Here is an 18,397-nt window from a genome sequence, read left to right on the forward strand (position 1 = left end):
ACATCGTTGATAATTAAGCGTGGGAAGTTGCTTGACCAGGTGGTATCCATTTGCCTCTATCTGATCAAATAAAGAGAGATAATATTATTAAGAATTCGTAAGAAAGACCGGTTCTACTTGAAGATACCGGCTTTTAACTTCTAATCTAATCTTATTCACTCATGCTTCATCACCCGTTGGTACTACCCCAGCCCCTTCAATCATAAGGATAACTGTGCGTTCTGGCGCGCGTGTCTTGTGAATCACATTTCTAGGTACTGTAAAGCCCTGATTAGGATAAAGATCCACTGAACGATCTTCTAGGTCAACAATGAAATGGCCGTCAATCACATAAAATAATTCATCTTCCTGGTCATGTTTATGCCAATGAAACTCACCTTGCATAACACCCAGACGCACTACACAATCGTTAACTTGGCATAGCGTCTGATTATACCATTCATCCTTACATTCCTTAACTAGCGAATTGATATCAATCAATTCAAGAAAATCAAATTTTGTGTCGAGATTCATAGTATATGGATATTTATCACTCATAGAAATACCTCCTGATATTATAAAATAAAGTTTGTTTCTAACTGTAATTACTTTTATCTAATAATCTTAAATAAAATTAAAAGACGTCTGTTCACCCATTTATTACCTATATATTTTTGTAATAGAATGGTGATCTAGATGCCGACCCTCCTTTCTCCGTTTACAATAATGTTTCAAATACAAGCATTAGTATAGGTCATATGTGTAATGGATGAAAGAGTTATCTATCCATGTTTAATATGTCAGCAAAAAATTGCGAAAACAAACAATATATTAAAAAAGGAACTTGCTATGAACAATATTTTTCTTGGACAAACAATCTTTACTTATCGTAAAAGAACCGGTATGACAATTAGAGAATTTTCTGATTATGCAGGGATCAGCACCTCACTTATAAGCCAAATTGAACGGGGGAAAGGAAACCCTTCATTAAATGTACTAGAACTGATTGCAAGCGCATTAAATGTTCCACTTTTTACCCTCTTTGTTAATGAAATTAATACGGACTCTCTGATTTCTAGGAAACATGATCGAAATAAGGTTTATCGTGAAGATAGTTCACATATTGTTTATGATGTTTTAACTCCTGATTTTATGAAGGCCCCCATTGAACTCTTAATGATGGATTTAAATGCCAATTCGAGTACTACAAAGAGTCACTATTCGCATGAGGAAAAGGAAGAAATTGCTGTGGTTATGAATGGTCGAGTTTATGTTGAACTTGAAGGAGTAGAATATTTTTTGGATGAAGGTGATGTGGTAAGAATCCCTCCTAATATTAAACATCGGTTCTTAAACAAAAGTACCAAGGCTAGTCATGTTTTATTCGTATTAACTCCTGCTTTAGTTTGAACAGATTTTATCCTAGTCTGTTACTCCTGTAAAAGTCACTTTACTTAAGTTAAATAAAAACTAATCTCTTTTTTTCAAGTATTTTCTTCTTATATCTCGAAACTGAGTCTTCCACAATCCTGCCCGTTTTGCTGAAGACTTGATTTCAAAATAACCGCCTATTTCCAAATTAACACCGTTCATAAAAGTACACGTTTACGAAATGGTTCTCTTTAATTTTTTTGTTAGTTCTACTCGTTCGCTAATAATCAAAATAACTTTATGAATGTTCACGAAAATTTATATACATTTACGAACTTTTTCGTATAGTGGGAACACCTACTCAGAATTAAGGTAAATGAGTGGGGCACAATTGGAGAATCGATGCTACGGGAACATGGGTATGAGTAGTTAAGAGGGCGTATAGGAATCGCTAATGGTGATGATCGGCTTTATTTCTTTGAGGTCATTGCTGGTTGTGGTGATTGTGTGCATAAAAAATAGACTCCCTATTCTGACATGAATGCGGGTGAGTCTATTTTTCAACTAGGCTGCAACTTATTTAGAGCTGCCATCGAAGGGACCACAGCTGCGAGCTGTGGTCCCTTTTCTTATGTGTATCCTTTTTCTGTCTTTATCATACCAAATTTTCTAAAAGAGGTAAATCGCAAAAACTCTCCGTCTCTCATAATGTGAATTTATAAATCTAGAACCTTCTTTAGAAACCAATTTTCACGAATTTCTACAAATAACCTCAATTAAACATCTTTGCTTTTGAAATTGCAGTTTTTCTAAGTGAGTTAAAAGTATAATACAAAGAAATGATACCCAAATTAATTTGTTTTAATTATTGGTAAGGTAGCAATAGTTATCTATTGCTTCCCTTGCTGGGATTAGCAATGGTTTATTAATTCTTTTTTTGTTTTTATACCTCCAGAGTACCCTGTACTCAAGCTGATAGGAGTATCTTTCATCTTTGATTAAATAAGGCTTCTTACAGATAAAATCTCTAGTCTTTTGATCAAATACCTGTTTTCTAGCGGTGATATATTCGCAAGCACCACAATCAAAAATTTCTATCCCTTCTTTTTCTAAGGATCTATTTAGTGAATTAATATAATAGGGAAAGTCATAAATAACCTGAGTAGACCCTCCAAATTCATTTTTTACTTTAGGATCTGATGTTAAGCACACACAGTAAACAAAGTAGTTATTATCAATTAATTTTTGGTGAAAATTTCCTTGTTTGACTGTTATTGTGCTTGTTGAGTCATGATCGATAAAACCATTCTCTTTCATAGTTCTTTCTAAATTTTTGTTTCTATTATCCTTTGAAGAGTCTGAAAAAGTATAGTCCTCAATATAGATATCACTATTTAAGTGACCTTCCAGATCGTCTCCTATTTCTTTCCCCAGTTTTTTTTCTGAATAATTGTTTAAATGGTTAATAAAAATGCTTCCAGTTATATAAAGGTTGTTTAATCTGTGATAGGGCATAAATTTATATACTTTTTTTGGTAAGTCTTTTAAACTTATAAAATTCATTATTTTTTCCTTTCCACACTTGTTTTCTTTATGTATCTCCATTATACAAAAATCTACCAATTAATATGCAAGACTATTAATAAAATAATTGCCTTTGTGAATAAATTACTACGAAACTAATTCAAATACGATAACCCACAACAGATGCAACAAAGCAAATGAATTTTCTAAGTTGCCCACAAAGTATAATACCACCTATTTAAAAATTAATTTAATCCGTGTATGGAGTTGCATACACGGATTGTATTTTAGGAGCTAAAATATAGGATCTTTCTCTTTGATGTAAGCAAGGACAAGTGGCAAAGTTTATAAACAGGTTGAGCAATTTAGAATCCTACTTAAGGATGTTCCTTGTAATAGCATATGATTTTGAATACTGAGAGACATAAAACTTCAGATTGGGCAATGTACCATCAAACTCTTCACTAATAATTTTTTTAAAGTTTGTAACTCTTCGTCCTCTCTTGCCAGGATAAAATTTCAAGCTTCCTATAGTTCCGTCAACTATCGGAATCATAACGTTTATATTTACTTCTGGGTTTTCTTGAGCAAATTGTATATACCCCTGTATCTTATGCCTAATCTCAGAGTATTTTTCATCGGCATCTGCTTGAATTAACAAAAGTTGAGTATTTGTTTCTATAACCCAATCGGGGTCAATTAAATAACTTTTTCTTCTCTCAATGGAACTTGAAGAAATAAATCCAGGATAGTCTTTAAATTCCATTAATATCTGAATTACCAGTGATTGAGCGCATAAGTAACGATCTTGTATCCGAGGTGTCGGTATAGAAGTATGTATCTTTCCTGCCCATTCTTCTTCCAAATATCCATGCTTTATTAAAAATTTAACTCCACGTTTTGTGATAGTCACCCTGTTGTGCGGTCCGCCAAAATAGTAAACTAAATCACTATCTTTCTTGACATTATATAAAGCAACTACACGTTTGTGAGCCCACTTATATAACCGATTTTTGAACCCACTATTACTAATATCGGTTAATGATTGCATATAATCCCTTAGCTGCAATGAAGTTAAGTACCTGTGCTTTGTCAGAATAGTGAGCAATTCCATTTCATAATCGTCAAATTTCACTCCTTTGCCATTATTGCCCGTACTTAAAAAGTACTTTTTCTTTTCATACATTTAAAATTCCTCCTTAAAATAAATGAAGACCCCACAATGAAATAAAACCATTTGGTTTTACTTATTGCGGGGTCTTCCCGTTTATTTATGAAATTTGTGTATTACTAGAATACAAATTCACTATAACATAACGCATTCAAAATATCTATGTGTTTATTCAAAATAGATAATATTTTTTATATAAAAATAACCTATATCGAAAAAATCACCATGAAGTTTATATATATATTATATATAACATGCATATAACACATATATAACATACATATAACCTCAGATATAAACATATAATCAGGGACTAATATATTTCTGCTTACTACTTTTTCAAAAAAGGCTACAGAGTGAAAAAATACCTTCTTCCCATATAGAGTGGGCTTACACAGTAAATACCGAACATTGAAAAAGGAAGTGAAATTGAATCGAATTTGTACATTATTATCATTTAAGTAAATGCTGGACAACTGGCTAGGGAAAAGTTCCCTAGCTTTTTCTTATGGCGTAATGTCTATATAGTTTACTGGTGAATCCGGAAAGTCCTAGATTGTGTTTTTAGTTAAGTCCCTTGGATGAACTAAGCAAAATCAACTGGGTCATAGGTCTTGTTACTAAAGCAATCAAACTTATTGATAACAATTTGAAAATATATTATACTAAATAATATTATAAATATCGATGAGGTGACATGATGACTAAGTTAATTAAGAGAACTTGCCGAACTTCTTGTGCTCTATTCGATTCCATAACAGGAGAGTGTGGTGTCTATGAAAAAATAGACCCTGATCATCCACGGACTGTGTATATCTGTCCGGATTACATTTATGATGAGCCCCAACCTTTTTTCGAAGAATCGGACGAAAAGGACTACGCATTATTAGAAAATGGTTATTATACAGACTATTCCACATCTAATGATGAAGAGATGAGTCTAAACGAAAATAGCAACTACCCTATTTCACCTGATGTTCTATCCGGACGTAACGATGCCATTTGGTTTACTTCTTCCGATCAGACTTTTGGGTGCTGGATAATAACCAAATATAAATCTCGATTTTTCAAGGTAAATGACTCTCTTGCTCAATTAGAATCAAATGTTTATCGTTCTCCCTATCCTCTGCACGCTCACAAGTCAAAAGGATTATTAGCTTCCCGAGTATGCTGGTATATCAATGAAGAAGGCTGGGGACGGTATACTGTTTTATTTGATGGGGAAATTCTGCCCTATATCGATGACCATTAATAAGTAAAGAAGGTATAAAATGCAAAGGACTCAACTTCTAGAAACTCTCCAAATGCATAGAAACGAAATGACATCCGTTCGTCACTGGGATAATTATGCTCGAGAGAATGAGTTACCGAGCTCCTCTTCTCTCATTCGAACTTTTGGTACTTGGAAACGGTTAAAAGAACTCTTATCAATAAATGACACTTCCACCTATAATAAGGAAGAATTATTGCAAATTGCTAAAAATCATCTGCGCCACTTTACTACCATTAAAGAATGGGATCGCTTTGCAAAAGAGAATTCGCTTCCGAAAGCAAAAGTTTATATATCTGTCTTTTCAAGCTGGACTCAAGTTAAAAAAGAGTTAAATGTCACTCCTTATCAGAGAAAGAAGAAATATTCTTTAAATCAAATTGAAGAGATTATTAAGGTCCATAAACAACACTTAACTTCAAAAGAGAACTGGGATGCCTATGCCAAAGATCAGAAGCTTCCTTCTTATTTAACACTAATTCAATTTTATAAGTGGGAAGACATTAAAAGGCTAGCGAATCAACCTATACGGTATAACTACAGAAAAGAAGACCTGATGAAAATAGCAAAGCAGAATAAATTTGAATTCACTACCATGAACAATTGGAACAGGTACGCAAAAAAATACAAACTTCCTTATGCCGCCACCTATGTAAGAAAATTTGGATCTTGGAGAAAAGCAAAACTTCAATGCATATATAGAAATCAAACAGAATCGAGGTGAGAAACCATGTTATCTTTACTCTCTGAAAAGAAACTTCAAATATTGGATAAGATCGTAGTTATTCTAGCGATTTTCGTTACAGCAATAAGCATAGGATATCTCGTATTTAGCTCCTAACAATTTTACCTGTTTAGCATCCTAAAAATAATACAAAAGGAAGGTGTGTTACATGAATTCGTTGCTGCATTTAGCCGATTCTGCCCTATCCTATTATAGGGGAAAACTTACTGGTTTCTGGGGCCTTGTAGGTATCTTAGGAGCATTACTAATTGCGTTTTCTTGGAAGGATGCAGTTTACCCCTCCCTAAAATTTGTTGGAATTGTAGATCTATTGGATAAATGGGGAGTTATCGCTCATGGTTCTCCAGAATTAACTGCATTTCGATTATTTATTTATGCTTTTGTATTCTCTGTCACCTTTATGGTTATCGGAACGTTAATTGTATGTCTGTTTGTATATCTTACAGCTGCATCCCAAACAAGAGCAGGCAAAATATTTTTATACGCTCTGTTTTACCTTTTATTTTCCCCACTCTTCACCTTATATGGCCTAATTAAGTTGGTCGAATGGGTCAAAGAAAAGAAATTTAAAAAGAATCATCCGGAGGAATATAAAGAGAAAAAAAGGTTAGAAAAAAACCAAGGGATTATAAATCTTTTGATATCCGGGGAGTGTGATGAAGGAGAAGATAATTTAATCACTCACGAAGAAGCCTTCCAACGCTTAAATCGCTTACCTTCAATTCATGATCGTTCATACTTAATTGGAATTGGCTATGATAGAGAATGCTACCTTCTTCTTCCAAGGCCATTTGGAGTAAACATTTTAGGTACGTTAGATGAAATTCAAGTGGAACAAATTAATGTAGAGCAATACATCCCAAATCTTAATAGGTCAGATTATGGATTGCCAGTAATTGATGAACCAAACTTAATAGTTGTTTCTAAAGATAAAGAATTTTGGAAGAAAGATCGTTTTAGAAGTACACTAGATACAGTATTGGATGATTTCGAATTTATTATAGACTGCTCTAAATTAAAGGATTTTCACACCTTTTTTAGCCGATTTTCTCAAAGTATGTCTAATCGACACTATGTACAATTAGTTCAAGATCATTACTTTAATGGAAAAAGAGAACTAATGGATAAATTTTCTCTTTCAGAATCTAAAGAACAGAGGGTTGGCATAGTTGAAGCTTTGAAAAGATACGACGTTGTCAATGAAGAAGCTATTCTACTTGTACGGGGAAACAATGAATATTAAGATCTCACACGTAATTCATGATTCCACCTTTGATTCACCATAGAATAAGATATACATATCATAGTCATATTATATATAACGTATATATAATACGTATATAACCTATATATAACCCTTCTCTATACAAAAGGAGGCAGTTCCAGACTTGGAACTGCCTCCTTTTTATTATTTCTTATTTATGCAGAAAATTTTTCAATGGTTAAAGTCCTCCATCTACTCTTCAAATTCCACCTCTTCTAAACTGTATGGAGTTCGCGTTTTAAAGAATTTAGGAGGTAAATTTAAGTCCCTAACCCATGTGTCAAAATCACCTAACAATAGATGAGGGATTTTGGCACCTACGATCTCATCTCTATCACTTTCACGAATGCAGAAGCCTACAATTTTACTTACCTTCCTTTTGAATCGTTGATTTTGAATGGCATCGGAAAGGTATTTTATTCGATCTAAAATTTGGATATTATTCCGTTCTATAAACACAAACAATACCGTTTCAAAAGAGTTGTTTTTCTTATTTATAAGTTCATAAATTACATCAGCATAGAATTCTTTTGGAACTTTATTAAAATAAATATCTGAATTGGCTACTTCCTTAAAAGTATATTCAAATAATGGGTGGATCTCATGTAACGCATACCTTGCAGCATCTAATTCAAGTTCATGAATGGGAATATTGCCGTATAAGGCGTAGTATCCTATTTCAGCTGCATCTTTTAGAAAGCTTACATATAGTTTAAAATTTGGCATATGTAGATTTCTTAGGTATAAAAATACTTTTTTCATATTGGCTAATCTCTTTACTCCATTGTTATTGTATATCCTTTGAGTCGGCATCGAATCATCTAACAATGTGATAAGAACAGTTATATTCTTGTTGCTCATGCCCTGGGCAACTTCTATGTATTTTTTCACCTTCTCTAGCAACGTGCTCGTAGGTTCATTTCCCGTATCTAATTCTATCATTAGAAAATTCTTATCTTTTTGGAGAATCCAATCTGGTAGAATTCTCATTTTCCTATTCTCAATAATATGGGAGTACTTATCTGTCGGAAGAGAGATAATATTTTTCCTATCTAAAAAGATTCCCTTTGAATGAAGCAAAGTTTGTAAAACAACTTCTTGGGTGGCAATATAGTGATCATAATTTTTAATGGAAAAGAATTGGCGGATATTAATGTTCTCCCATTGAGGCGATAAATATCCTTCTTCAATAAGGATTTTCACACCTTTTTTCCCAATCCTTACAATATTATATTCGTTTCCCCACCTTTGTTTAGCAGTTATATTTTTCGTCTCAATCACGTCTTTGTTATTCCACCTCCATAATTTCCCTCGAAAAGAACTTGAAGATAAATTATGGTAATGAGAATAGTACAGATGTAATTGTCTAGATGTTAAAATCTTTTGCTTTGCTAAGAACGCGAGCATTTCTAACTCGAAATTTGCCAGTTTCACTCCACTTCCGTTCTGCCCTAAGATAAAAAGATTTCTCTTGATTTCATTTTCACTCAATTAATTTCCTCCTTACAAAGAAAACACCCCGCAACAAAATAAAGCTATAACAAGCTTCTTTTATCGCGGGGTGTCCCGTTGAAAATTATGTAATTGTTCTGATTAGTATGTATCATATCATAGTTTAAATCTAAAGGAAATACGGTGCTGAGCTTTTTAAATGTTGGGTGTGCACCGGAATGTAGGACAGGTTTCGTAAAATGTCCTATGAAGGTAGAAAACACACTTCTACCGTATATTTGTTACTAAAATAATCAATGAAATAAACGATCTAACAGCTCTCTCATTCTCTTATGTTTCCAATGGTTCGATGGCTTTTCTCGAAATTTTGTCTTTATTGCATCGCGGAAAAGAACTATTCACTTTCTTTTCCTTTTTACTTTCATCACTCATAACCCACCTCATCCTATAGAATAATCAATAATTTAAAGATGATCCTAAGAAAAAAAGGAATATCAACTAATTTTTTCTGACGAAGTACTTTTCTACTTTTTCTAACATGACCTCATGTTTTTTATCACGATGATAAATTACAGGTCCTTTAGTTGATATTGCTGGTCGAGGGTATTTTTTGTTTGCTTGCCTTCCCCATGAAATTTATTACCGTAGTTAGACATCCTAGTGGATGATCTTTTTTCTGGATTTTCAAGCAGCTTGTTCAATTTTGATACTAATCTTTCCTTAGCTTCTAGTGTAAGACCCATCGAAGCCACCTCCATACTTTAATTTTAACATATACCTAATTTTGTCTAGACATAAAAAGAATATATTTTTCTAAAATCAAATGAAATTGAGAGCATATCTTTATATGAGATATAAGCCCTCGAAATGTACACTCACTATTCTTAGTTTTTATTCAACCTTTCCAATCCTGTGTCGTTTTCAGTAACCTCAATATTCATACTCCCCAGTAATCTTTTATTTTTACTAATTTTCAATTTCCATGTTCCTACATTCGGAAATTCAACTTTACTTGTAATAAAGCCAACTGGCTTTTCAGCAATACCACTAGTACCATTTAACTTTATAACTCCTGATTTTTCACTTGGAGGCGTTTCTATCTTACCATTCTTAAGAGCTTTAATTGTTTTCTCCAATACAATTTCTTTTTCTGAAGCTAAATGTTCTAGCTTTATTTTTACATCTTTTCCTGTATATTCTTCTTCATTTCCCCAAAAGTACAGATAAATAGGTACAGAATCATTAGTTGTTGTAGGCACATTAATCATTCCAAAACGATGCGGAACTCCCACAAACTTACTAATATAATAAACACCGTTACTTTTATCAGTAACCATAAACGGTCTTACTCCTTCATTCCCTTTACCTTTTACACTACCAACTTCCTTAGCATTAAAGCAGCCTGCCATTAACACCACAGTGATGAAAAGGATAAAATATCTCTTCATACTAACCTCCTGTAATGACTTTTTTCTTTTACTATACCTTATTTCACACAAAAAATCCTTTTTTTGGGATTTAGGGTGCTTACGTCTTATATATGTTTTACTTTTCATTAGATTCACGATAATTATGTTTATAATTAACAGGATCGCATAATTTACCGAAATACGGTATATTACCTTTTATATTTCCTTGATAATATTTCCAAAGTTATCAAATGTACATTGGTTATCAGTAACCTTCTCAATAACTTTCACCAACTGGTGTCCGTTAATTAGTTCAATTGGTTTATCGAACGTATAATTTCTTGCTTGAGAAGTAAATTCTCCTGTAGTAATGAAAAAGCCCCTTTCGGCTTTACAATCCAATACTGCACTGTGGAATTGTTGTATCTTTGGTCTTGTCACTTTTGTTTTATCATACCGTTTGCATTCCACAATCGCACTGTACTCCCCTTTCCTCAACTCAATATCTTTTCCACCGTCTCCTGTTGCCTTTGTTACTTGCGCATCGTAGCCCATTTGCGTAAACAAATCACAAATAAAGTATTCAAAGTCTAACGGTTTCATTCTCTTTAATTGTGTAAGAGTACCTTGCCTTCTCAATAAAAGTTTTCTCTTAGCAGCTTCTTCTTCAGCTTTAAGTTTATTAATCTTCTCTTCTTTTGATTTTTTGTGCATTCGAACCACATGAATCACCATGATTATAGTTATGCTAATAGTTGCAATCGTCACCCAAGCTATTCCAGATAATGATGCAAGCCAAGCAAAGAGCATTTCAATTATCATAATTAAATACAAAAACCCTGCAAGAAATAATAATATTGGAAAATAACCAAACGATATGGATCGTTTTCGTCCCAATTGAATCACCTCAATATCAGTATGTTCCAAAAGGGAAATAAAATAAGAAGGGAATATACAATTTTGATAAAAAAAGGGAACTCCTTAATGAAGTTCCCTTTGAAATATTTAAATGATTCGACTGCTTGTTAGATTTTTATGTCCGCGGATGAAATTCAGAACCATCACCTAAAACACCTAAATACAAAGAAATAATTGCAAGAAGTAGAACAACAATAGCGATCACAATGAGGAAAATATGTGTATTATTATTCTGTCTTTTTTTCTTAATCTCCATTCGGTATTTCTGTTGAATTTTTTTCTTATGCTTGTCATTTTCCATAGTTACCTCCCATCGAGAAGTTATACATGCTAAACGCCCTTCTAGAAAGTGCGTTTAAAGGTTATCAAATGTGGTTCAGTTCATAGATAACTTATATGAAGGGCGTCTCGAAGTGATTCTTAGAGCATTGCACCTTAAAACAAAGAGAGGTTATTTCTAGTTGAAAATTCTTGCTAGTTTAACTCTTATACTTCTTATCAAGAATATATTCAGTAAAATCTCCTATTTTTTCATATAGATTTTTTTTCTTTGGAAAAATCATAAATATCTTCCGATTAGGAATTTTATTAATCCCTTCCATTGAAATTTGAGTTAGTGCTCCGTTTATAAGGTGATTCTTCGCAATGCTTTTAAGCATAAAACCGATTCCTTCTCCATCCAAAAGTAAACGTAAAGCTAATCCTGAATGATCCACTCTGTATTTAACATTCTCATGCTCTCCTATGTTGTCCCTAAACCATTCAGAAAACTCATTTCCCCAATTATAGTGAATATAAGGGAGTTCTAATAAATCTTGTTGTTTTATCCTTCCCAGTTTCTCAGCTACTCCCGGATTTCCACAAAGTAATATTTCGTCTTCCCCTATTTCCTTAAAATGAATAGTTGGAGAATGTGGCTGTTGATAGACAAAACCGACATCTATTAAGCCGTATAAAATTTTCTCAATCAATTCACTAGAATGTCCTGTAATTAATCGAATCGCAGTATCTGGATTAATTCCCTTAAATTGTTGGATATTATTAAATATTGGAGTATCCCATATAGAGTTTAGCCCCCCAATAACAAGTCGTCTTCTATAAGTAGGTTGAATTCTTGCAAGTTCCACCCCTTCATTTATAAGATTTAATGCCTGTTCTGCGTAATTGTAAAAAGCTTTTCCGGTTTCCGTTATTTCTACGTTTCTTGTTCCTCTCACAAATAACTTTTTCCCTACTTCCTCTTCTAATTGTTTTATCCTTATTGTAATTGTAGATTGTACAACGTTCATAGTTTCAGAGGTACGAGTAAAATTTTTCGTTCTAGCTAAAGTAATAAAAGTTTCTAATTGTTCGGTATTCATATTTCCTCCTATTTATTTAACATTTAAATAGATATTATCATAATAATTCGTTTCTAAAATAGAAATTCCTCCTTTACACTTTTTCACAGGAGGTATATTAATGAATAAACAGGTATTTATTATTGCAGCGTTAATATTTTTACTATCTACCGGTGGTTACATCGCTATGCCAATGTTTCCCGTTCTGACTGATGTCCATAGTATTACATTATTTCAAGCGAGTTGTTTAACCGGTGTATATATTTTCACACAAAAAATCACACCTATAGCCTTTGGCGCAGCAGGTGATCTATTTGGTTACAAAAAAATAAGCTCAATAGGTGAACTCATTAGAGGAATAGGCTTTTTATCTCTAGGGGTAACAGGGAATTTTATAGCTTTATCTATCTCTGCAGGTATTGCGGGGATCGGGGGTGGTTTAGCTGGACCATCTTTGCAAGCCCTTTTAATGAGTTCAGGAACCCCCTCTGAACGACCGAAATTATCTTCTTTAAGAAGTAGTGCTACCAAAACTGGACTTCTTGTAGGTCCATTACTTGCTAGTGTTGTCATTTGGACAGGTTCAATAAATGTAATTTTTATCACTGCTGGAGTTCTATATTTATTAGGAAGTATAGGTTTAATTACTTTAATAAAAGGAACTTCCCCCCAATCTCCCATCCATAAGGGGAAAGCATTCCTAGATTTTAAACAGGCTTTTCAGAATAAAAGATTTATGAGATTAATTATTTTTATGGTTTTATATTATATTTTGTTTGCCCAACTCTTTGTTTCATTACCTGACTACACAAAACAATTTACCAATCATATACAAATACTCTTTCTCATTAACGGAATAACAGGAGTTATTTTACAGTATCCTGTTGGAATTTGGTTATCTAAGACAAAAAACAGACAAATATTTGTCTTAATAGGCGTTGTTTCTTTTATATTTTGCTTTTCTATTATAGGTCTATTTCATACGTTTACTGCTTTAATCTTGGGAGTTTTTGTATTAACCATTGGGCAAATGATCATTGTTCCAATTATAGATACATCTATATCAAATTATGCAGATAATAGTGGAAATATGGGGATTTACTTTGGAATTAGTAAAATTTCCGATGGATTAGGGAGACCCATCGGCAGTATGTTAGGAGGTATTCTGCTTCAGAATACACCAAGCATGGTTACTTGGTATGTTTTTTCAGCGGTGGGAGTAGTAATGTTCATTTATCATGTTATATTTTTACAAAAAGCAATTTAGAAAAATGTTTTATGATTGATTCATTATTAAATTAATACAAACTAAAATTTTTAATATTAAAGAATATATTTTGAAACCTGCGAGTGGAGTTATGAGTCGTAATAAAAAGGAGGGGAAAAGGGTGGAAGAAATGTCATTTCAAAGGAAAGAAAATGTCCCCGATGAAGAAATGGACGATCTATTAGATGAAATTATGGATACATATTCTAGGCAAGTCTATTTATTAGCCTATTCCTATGTTAAAGACAAAGGAATGGCTGAGGATATCTCCCAGGATGTGTTTATAAAAGTGTATCGTCAATACCATCATTTCCGGGGAGACGCTGCTCTTTCCTCTTGGATCTATCGCATCACGGCCAACCGGTCCAAAGATATTTTAAGAAGGAAAAAGCTAGCTCAGTTAAAATATCCATTAAAGTATTTTGAAAAAGAGCAGCATACGGAAAGCACGGAAAAGACATATGTGAAACAAAATCAGAAGGAACGAATCTTAACAGCGGTGCTCTCTCTGCCCGTGAAATATCGGGAAGTCCTCATCCTCTACTACTTTCATGACCAGCCTATCGAACAACTAAGTGAGACATTAAACGAAAAGGAAAACACAATCAAGACAAGACTCTCAAGAGGTAGGGAGAAATTGAAATCCCATCCAATCATACGAGAGGGGTTGATTTAAATGGAAGAATTATTTAAGAAGGGCAAAAAACATTATCAAGAAGATTATTACAACGAGATCATCCACCAGCGAATTAAAAGAAGCGTGAAAGAATCCATTCAAACTAAATCAAACAAAAGAAAACGAATTGTATATGCAGCTTCAGCTGCAGTGATTTTTCTAGGAATGCTTATGGGATCAACCCTCTTTTCTCCTTCCATTTCGAATGTTATGGCTAACTTCCCGATTATTGGATCTCTATTTGATGGGGAGGAACCTGTGACAGAAATTCGGGACTATTTGAGATCAGAAAAATACAAGATCCATGCAGTAAATTCAAACATTCAACAAAAAACTTATTTCATTGAAGTGCAAGGAAGCAACGACTACTTTCAAGAAGTAAAAAATGAAATTCAAGCCAAAACCCAAACGCTGTTAAAGGATAAAGGTTTGGATGCGTATTCTGTCAAAGTAGCTCATTACTCAGAAAAACAACCGACTACAATTCAAAAGAGTCAGGAGCTCATAAACGAAGAGAAACATATCATATCAAAACTTAATAATATGGGTTATTCCATTGGTTTAGCTTTTTATATCCCTCAATCTAAAAGCTTTCCTGTAGGGATAAGAGAAGATAAGCAGAGCTTTGATGAGAACTACTCGGCTGTTAAAGAAAAAGTTGCTGCACTTCTTGAAAAGTATCATAGAAAGGAATACAACGTAGAGGTCTTTCGGTATGTGGAAGGATCATCCATTGAAGATGTCACTTATGAGGATTGGGCATTACTGGATAAACCAGTAAGAAGCGCAAGGGTGCTCTCCAGCTATGTGGAAGAAGATCTTTCCAAAGAAAACATTCCATATAAAAGCGTTGGGCTCAATTTTCCGAATCATTCCTTAACAGTCGAAGCATGGGGATTTCAAACGGATGAAAAGATAGTCCATTCTGCGCTACCTTCAAAAATTGAAACCGTCGATTTTGGGAATTACAACGTAAACGTAAATATCTTGGATAAGGAAAAATTGGCTGAAGGCGAAAAAGCCCGTCAACTGAGCCGACCATTGGCCATTGCCCTTGCTGGACAAAAAGATTTACATGTAAAAACAATCGGGGCTTCCCTGCAGAACCAAATGTTCAATATTGTAGTTAGCACAACACTAAACTCCGAAAGCCAGGATAAAGAGAAAGCGATCGCAGAAATAAAAGACCAGATAAATGAATTTTTAAGTTCTAAAGAAGGCAAGCAGTTTATCCAAGACAACGACTATCAAATAAAGATAAATGATAAGAATGGACACGTCATTTTCCCTTAACCGCTTTATAATGATGCAGCATACAAAAGAGCCTATCTTTCAAATGGTAGGCTCTTTTAAATTTATGAGTATTGTTAGGCATATTAATGACTATGTATATCAACTTTTTCAAACCAAAAGGAATGGTTAGGAATCTAAACCCTTTCATCCGCACCTATAATTTTGTCATTAATAACAATTCTTCAACATATGCTTGCGTTTCTTAGTAAAGTCATTTTCATAAGCTCCTGTATTCTCATCATAGTAACTGCATTCTTGATGTATATCTCCTGACTTCCTCATTTTTATATAACGGTATTTTTCCTCAGGTTCATCTTTGAAAACTACAATAGCAAATGTTCCTTTAACCTTTTTGGTATTAAGCTTCATATTATAATCTGCCTCAATGGATGATATATCTTTTACTTCATACCCCTTGGAAATTAAGTAATTCTTAACTTGCTTTTCCATTAGATAGTCCCGAATAAAATTACCGTGTAATCCATCATAAATAATCAATGGAGCACCAACGATTAGCAAGATAGCACCTACCATAATTACTGCTTTTTTATAATTCATCATTAATACCCTCCACCAAGTCATTTTAGTGTAATTTTACACTAAAAACAGAGGATTTCAAGAGCTCTCTTACTCCATTAAAAAAAGAGTTCTCATTCTGACATGAGAACTCTTTAACGTTTTACTTTGCCCTTTTATCACTTAATTTAGGTAATTTTGCAAGTTTATCTAAAAGTGCTTGGCTGGTTTTCACAGCATCTTGAATACATTTTTCACTCTCTTGTGTTGAGAATGCTGAAGTAGCTGCACCAATTCGGACGACCTCTTTTGAACGACTATTTTCTTTCATGCTTACAGCTTTAATTTCACCCATTCTCCATACCTCCTATAATCGTGTAAACGAGGTCAAAAATACATACGTTTATCTATACTTATTATAGCAGGAAGCAACTGACCTTCAAAGGTCGATACTCCACTGCGGTGCGTAAATCTCCATCTTCGATTGGCGATAGTAGTCCAATCTAGTTTAAAATCAATGCTGCAGGGTCCCCCCTAAACGGCTCTTTTGTAAATGCGTTAATTAAATAATAACTGTCTTCCACTTCAAACACCTTCCCTTCCTATTGTCTGCTGGATTAAATATTAAACAAAAGCCCCCTTTTTTGGAAAATTCATCTTCAAGATAATAATAATTTTCTTTTACATGTACTTGAACATAAACACCTCAGGTAAATGTTCCTTCTATAATAAGCATTCATCTTCCACATCACACAAGATATTTTTTCGAAATCTTTACTAAAATGGTAATTATGATATCATATAAGTATGGAGATGTACGAAAGGAGCATGAACTTTAATGGGAGATATCCTTTAATGGCTAAGTAATCGAATGGATTTGTTGCCCCTTTTTACAGGGGATATTATCCATTTAATTTTACACCATTATAGGATCGTTGGGTTCATGTGCTATAAACACGCCAAGCGAGTGCCTATTTTAGGTATTCGCTTTTTGTTTGGTTAACTTACATCTCCCATAGCCCTTTTCTCAACGTTTCCGTGAGGAGATGCTTTCTTTTATGAAACGATTAATGAATAAGATCGCAATTGTTACTGGCGCTAGTCGAGTAAAAGGTATTGGGACTGGAATATGTCGAGAATTAGCTAAAGAAGGCGCAGACATTTTTTTTACTCATTGGTCTAATTATGATCGTGAAATGAAGTATTTTACTGATGATGATTCCAATTGGTCGAAACATCTTATTGAGGAGATTCGCAACTTTGGAGTACGATGTGAATCTATGGAATTGGATCTTTCACAACCAGATGCCCCAAAGAAACTGCTTAATGAAGTTCATGATAAACTCGGCTCTCCCTCAATTCTTGTAAATAATGCAACACATTCCGTTAACGTGGATTTTCATTCCATAAATGCAGACATTCTAGATGCTCATTATAGCGTGAATGTTAGAGGGACTTGTCTTTTGTCGGTTGAGTTTGCTCGTCATATTGAAGGGAAACATGGTGGTCGAATTATTAACATGGTGTCAGGTCAAGACAAATCACCCGAGCCTGGGAATTTGGCTTATGTAGCAACAAAAGGTGCTGTTTCTACTTTTACTAAATCAGTCGCTCTTGAATTAGCACCACTCAAAATCACGGTTAATGCCGTAGACCCGGGGCCTACTAACAGTGGATGGATGAACAGTGAATTGAGGGAAAACTTATTGCCGAAATTCCCGATGGGCCGAATTGGTGAACCTAGAGATGCTGCAAAGTTGATTGTCTTTTTAGCAAGTGAAGAATCTGAATGGATTACAGGCCAAATTATTCATTCAGATGGAGGGTTCTGGTGATTTAGCATATTAGTTGGTTACCAATTTTAATTCATACTAATAGGGTTTGATCGTTCAATAAAAAGTGGCAATTGAGAACAGGCAAATAGCCTTCTAGATTGCCACTTTTTTATCTGCGCTTAATTTAAAACTTTATTTGTTGGCGGTCCTCCATTAAGAACGGAAGTTACTTAATTAGATAACATCAGGTCATTAAAATTTATAGTTATATATATTCAGCTTCAAATAATTTTTCAATCATTACATTATCTCGAAACTGAGTCTTCCACAATCCTGCCCAATACAATAAAGAGAGCAATTCCTTTGTTTCAGAATCGCCCCATTTAACTGAAGACTTGATTTCGAGATATTAAAAGGGTTTTATACC

General features: G+C 33.8%; 19 protein-coding genes. 8 read left to right on the forward strand and 11 right to left on the reverse strand.

The window, feature by feature from the left end:
- Nucleotides 1-159: 159 nt before the first annotated feature.
- Entirely contained in the window at nucleotides 160-537 is a 378-nt protein-coding gene (locus MUN89_RS18000) for a cupin domain-containing protein (RefSeq protein WP_244709172.1), read from the reverse strand.
- Between the two features lie 291 nt (nucleotides 538-828).
- Between MUN89_RS18000 and MUN89_RS18005 the strand changes: the two genes are divergently transcribed.
- Nucleotides 829-1,389 (forward strand): helix-turn-helix domain-containing protein, encoded by a 561-nt coding sequence (locus MUN89_RS18005; RefSeq protein WP_318036142.1) that lies wholly within the window; start codon nucleotides 829-831, stop codon nucleotides 1,387-1,389.
- Nucleotides 1,390-2,211: 822 nt separating this feature from the next.
- Here MUN89_RS18005 and MUN89_RS18010 read toward each other — a convergent pair.
- Nucleotides 2,212-2,973: a hypothetical protein gene (locus MUN89_RS18010; RefSeq protein WP_244709176.1), complete on the reverse strand. Its 762-nt coding sequence runs from the start codon at nucleotides 2,971-2,973 to the stop codon at nucleotides 2,212-2,214.
- A 274-nt stretch (nucleotides 2,974-3,247) separates the two neighbouring features.
- Entirely contained in the window at nucleotides 3,248-4,060 is an 813-nt protein-coding gene (locus tag MUN89_RS18015; RefSeq protein WP_244709178.1) for a hypothetical protein, read from the reverse strand.
- A gap of 682 nt (nucleotides 4,061-4,742) precedes the next feature.
- Between MUN89_RS18015 and MUN89_RS18020 the strand changes: the two genes are divergently transcribed.
- The 3 genes from MUN89_RS18020 to MUN89_RS18030 all read left to right on the forward strand — a co-directional run bounded on the left by MUN89_RS18020 (nucleotide 4,743) and on the right by MUN89_RS18030 (nucleotide 7,303).
- A complete protein-coding gene (locus MUN89_RS18020; RefSeq protein ID WP_244709180.1) occupies nucleotides 4,743-5,297 on the forward strand; it encodes a hypothetical protein in 555 nt (184 codons plus the stop codon).
- Between the two features lie 214 nt (nucleotides 5,298-5,511).
- The gene (locus tag MUN89_RS18025) at nucleotides 5,512-6,039 is read left to right on the forward strand and encodes a hypothetical protein (protein WP_244709181.1); all 528 of its coding nucleotides are present in this window, start codon (nucleotides 5,512-5,514) and stop codon (nucleotides 6,037-6,039) included.
- A 169-nt stretch (nucleotides 6,040-6,208) separates the two neighbouring features.
- Nucleotides 6,209-7,303: an MFS transporter gene (locus MUN89_RS18030; protein ID WP_244709183.1), complete on the forward strand. Its 1,095-nt coding sequence runs from the start codon at nucleotides 6,209-6,211 to the stop codon at nucleotides 7,301-7,303.
- A gap of 213 nt (nucleotides 7,304-7,516) precedes the next feature.
- On the opposite strand, the gene MUN89_RS18035 is transcribed toward MUN89_RS18030, so the two are convergent.
- From MUN89_RS18035 to MUN89_RS18060, 6 genes are all read right to left on the reverse strand, one after another.
- Complete coding sequence (locus MUN89_RS18035; RefSeq protein ID WP_244709184.1) at nucleotides 7,517-8,815, reverse strand: replication-relaxation family protein; 1,299 nt, start codon at nucleotides 8,813-8,815, stop codon at nucleotides 7,517-7,519.
- A 530-nt stretch (nucleotides 8,816-9,345) separates the two neighbouring features.
- A complete protein-coding gene (locus tag MUN89_RS18040; RefSeq protein ID WP_244709186.1) occupies nucleotides 9,346-9,519 on the reverse strand; it encodes a hypothetical protein in 174 nt (57 codons plus the stop codon).
- 141 nt (nucleotides 9,520-9,660) lie between these two features.
- Nucleotides 9,661-10,224, reverse strand: a complete 564-nt coding sequence (locus MUN89_RS18045; RefSeq protein WP_244709188.1) for a hypothetical protein — start codon at nucleotides 10,222-10,224, stop codon at nucleotides 9,661-9,663.
- 177 nt (nucleotides 10,225-10,401) lie between these two features.
- Nucleotides 10,402-11,112, reverse strand: coding sequence for a restriction endonuclease (locus MUN89_RS18050; protein WP_244709190.1), 711 nt, complete (start codon nucleotides 11,110-11,112; stop codon nucleotides 10,402-10,404).
- A 106-nt stretch (nucleotides 11,113-11,218) separates the two neighbouring features.
- Complete coding sequence (locus MUN89_RS18055; protein ID WP_244709192.1) at nucleotides 11,219-11,404, reverse strand: hypothetical protein; 186 nt, start codon at nucleotides 11,402-11,404, stop codon at nucleotides 11,219-11,221.
- A gap of 178 nt (nucleotides 11,405-11,582) precedes the next feature.
- A complete protein-coding gene (locus tag MUN89_RS18060; protein ID WP_244709194.1) occupies nucleotides 11,583-12,464 on the reverse strand; it encodes a LysR family transcriptional regulator in 882 nt (293 codons plus the stop codon).
- Nucleotides 12,465-12,564: 100 nt separating this feature from the next.
- Here MUN89_RS18060 and MUN89_RS18065 point away from each other — a divergent pair, with 100 nt between their 5' ends.
- From MUN89_RS18065 to MUN89_RS18075, 3 genes are all read left to right on the forward strand, one after another.
- The gene (locus tag MUN89_RS18065) at nucleotides 12,565-13,710 is read left to right on the forward strand and encodes an MFS transporter (protein WP_244709196.1); all 1,146 of its coding nucleotides are present in this window, start codon (nucleotides 12,565-12,567) and stop codon (nucleotides 13,708-13,710) included.
- A gap of 130 nt (nucleotides 13,711-13,840) precedes the next feature.
- Complete coding sequence (locus MUN89_RS18070) at nucleotides 13,841-14,386, forward strand: sigma-70 family RNA polymerase sigma factor (RefSeq protein WP_244713912.1); 546 nt, start codon at nucleotides 13,841-13,843, stop codon at nucleotides 14,384-14,386.
- Complete coding sequence (locus tag MUN89_RS18075; protein WP_244709198.1) at nucleotides 14,387-15,679, forward strand: DUF4179 domain-containing protein; 1,293 nt, start codon at nucleotides 14,387-14,389, stop codon at nucleotides 15,677-15,679.
- Between the two features lie 168 nt (nucleotides 15,680-15,847).
- Here MUN89_RS18075 and MUN89_RS18080 read toward each other — a convergent pair whose 3' ends face one another.
- Both MUN89_RS18080 and MUN89_RS18085 read right to left on the reverse strand, forming a co-directional pair.
- On the reverse strand, nucleotides 15,848-16,240 hold the full coding sequence (locus tag MUN89_RS18080; RefSeq protein ID WP_244709200.1) for a DUF3139 domain-containing protein: 393 nt from the start codon (nucleotides 16,238-16,240) through the stop codon (nucleotides 15,848-15,850).
- Between the two features lie 118 nt (nucleotides 16,241-16,358).
- A complete protein-coding gene (locus tag MUN89_RS18085; RefSeq protein WP_244709201.1) occupies nucleotides 16,359-16,550 on the reverse strand; it encodes a hypothetical protein in 192 nt (63 codons plus the stop codon).
- A 703-nt stretch (nucleotides 16,551-17,253) separates the two neighbouring features.
- On the opposite strand from MUN89_RS18085, the gene MUN89_RS18090 reads away from it, so the two are divergent.
- On the forward strand, nucleotides 17,254-18,030 hold the full coding sequence (locus MUN89_RS18090; RefSeq protein WP_244709203.1) for an SDR family oxidoreductase: 777 nt from the start codon (nucleotides 17,254-17,256) through the stop codon (nucleotides 18,028-18,030).
- Nucleotides 18,031-18,397: the final 367 nt, after the last annotated feature.

Source organism: Halobacillus salinarum (assembly GCF_022919095.1).
GTDB classification, from domain to species: Bacteria; Bacillota; Bacilli; order Bacillales; family Halobacillaceae; genus Halobacillus_B; species Halobacillus_B salinarum.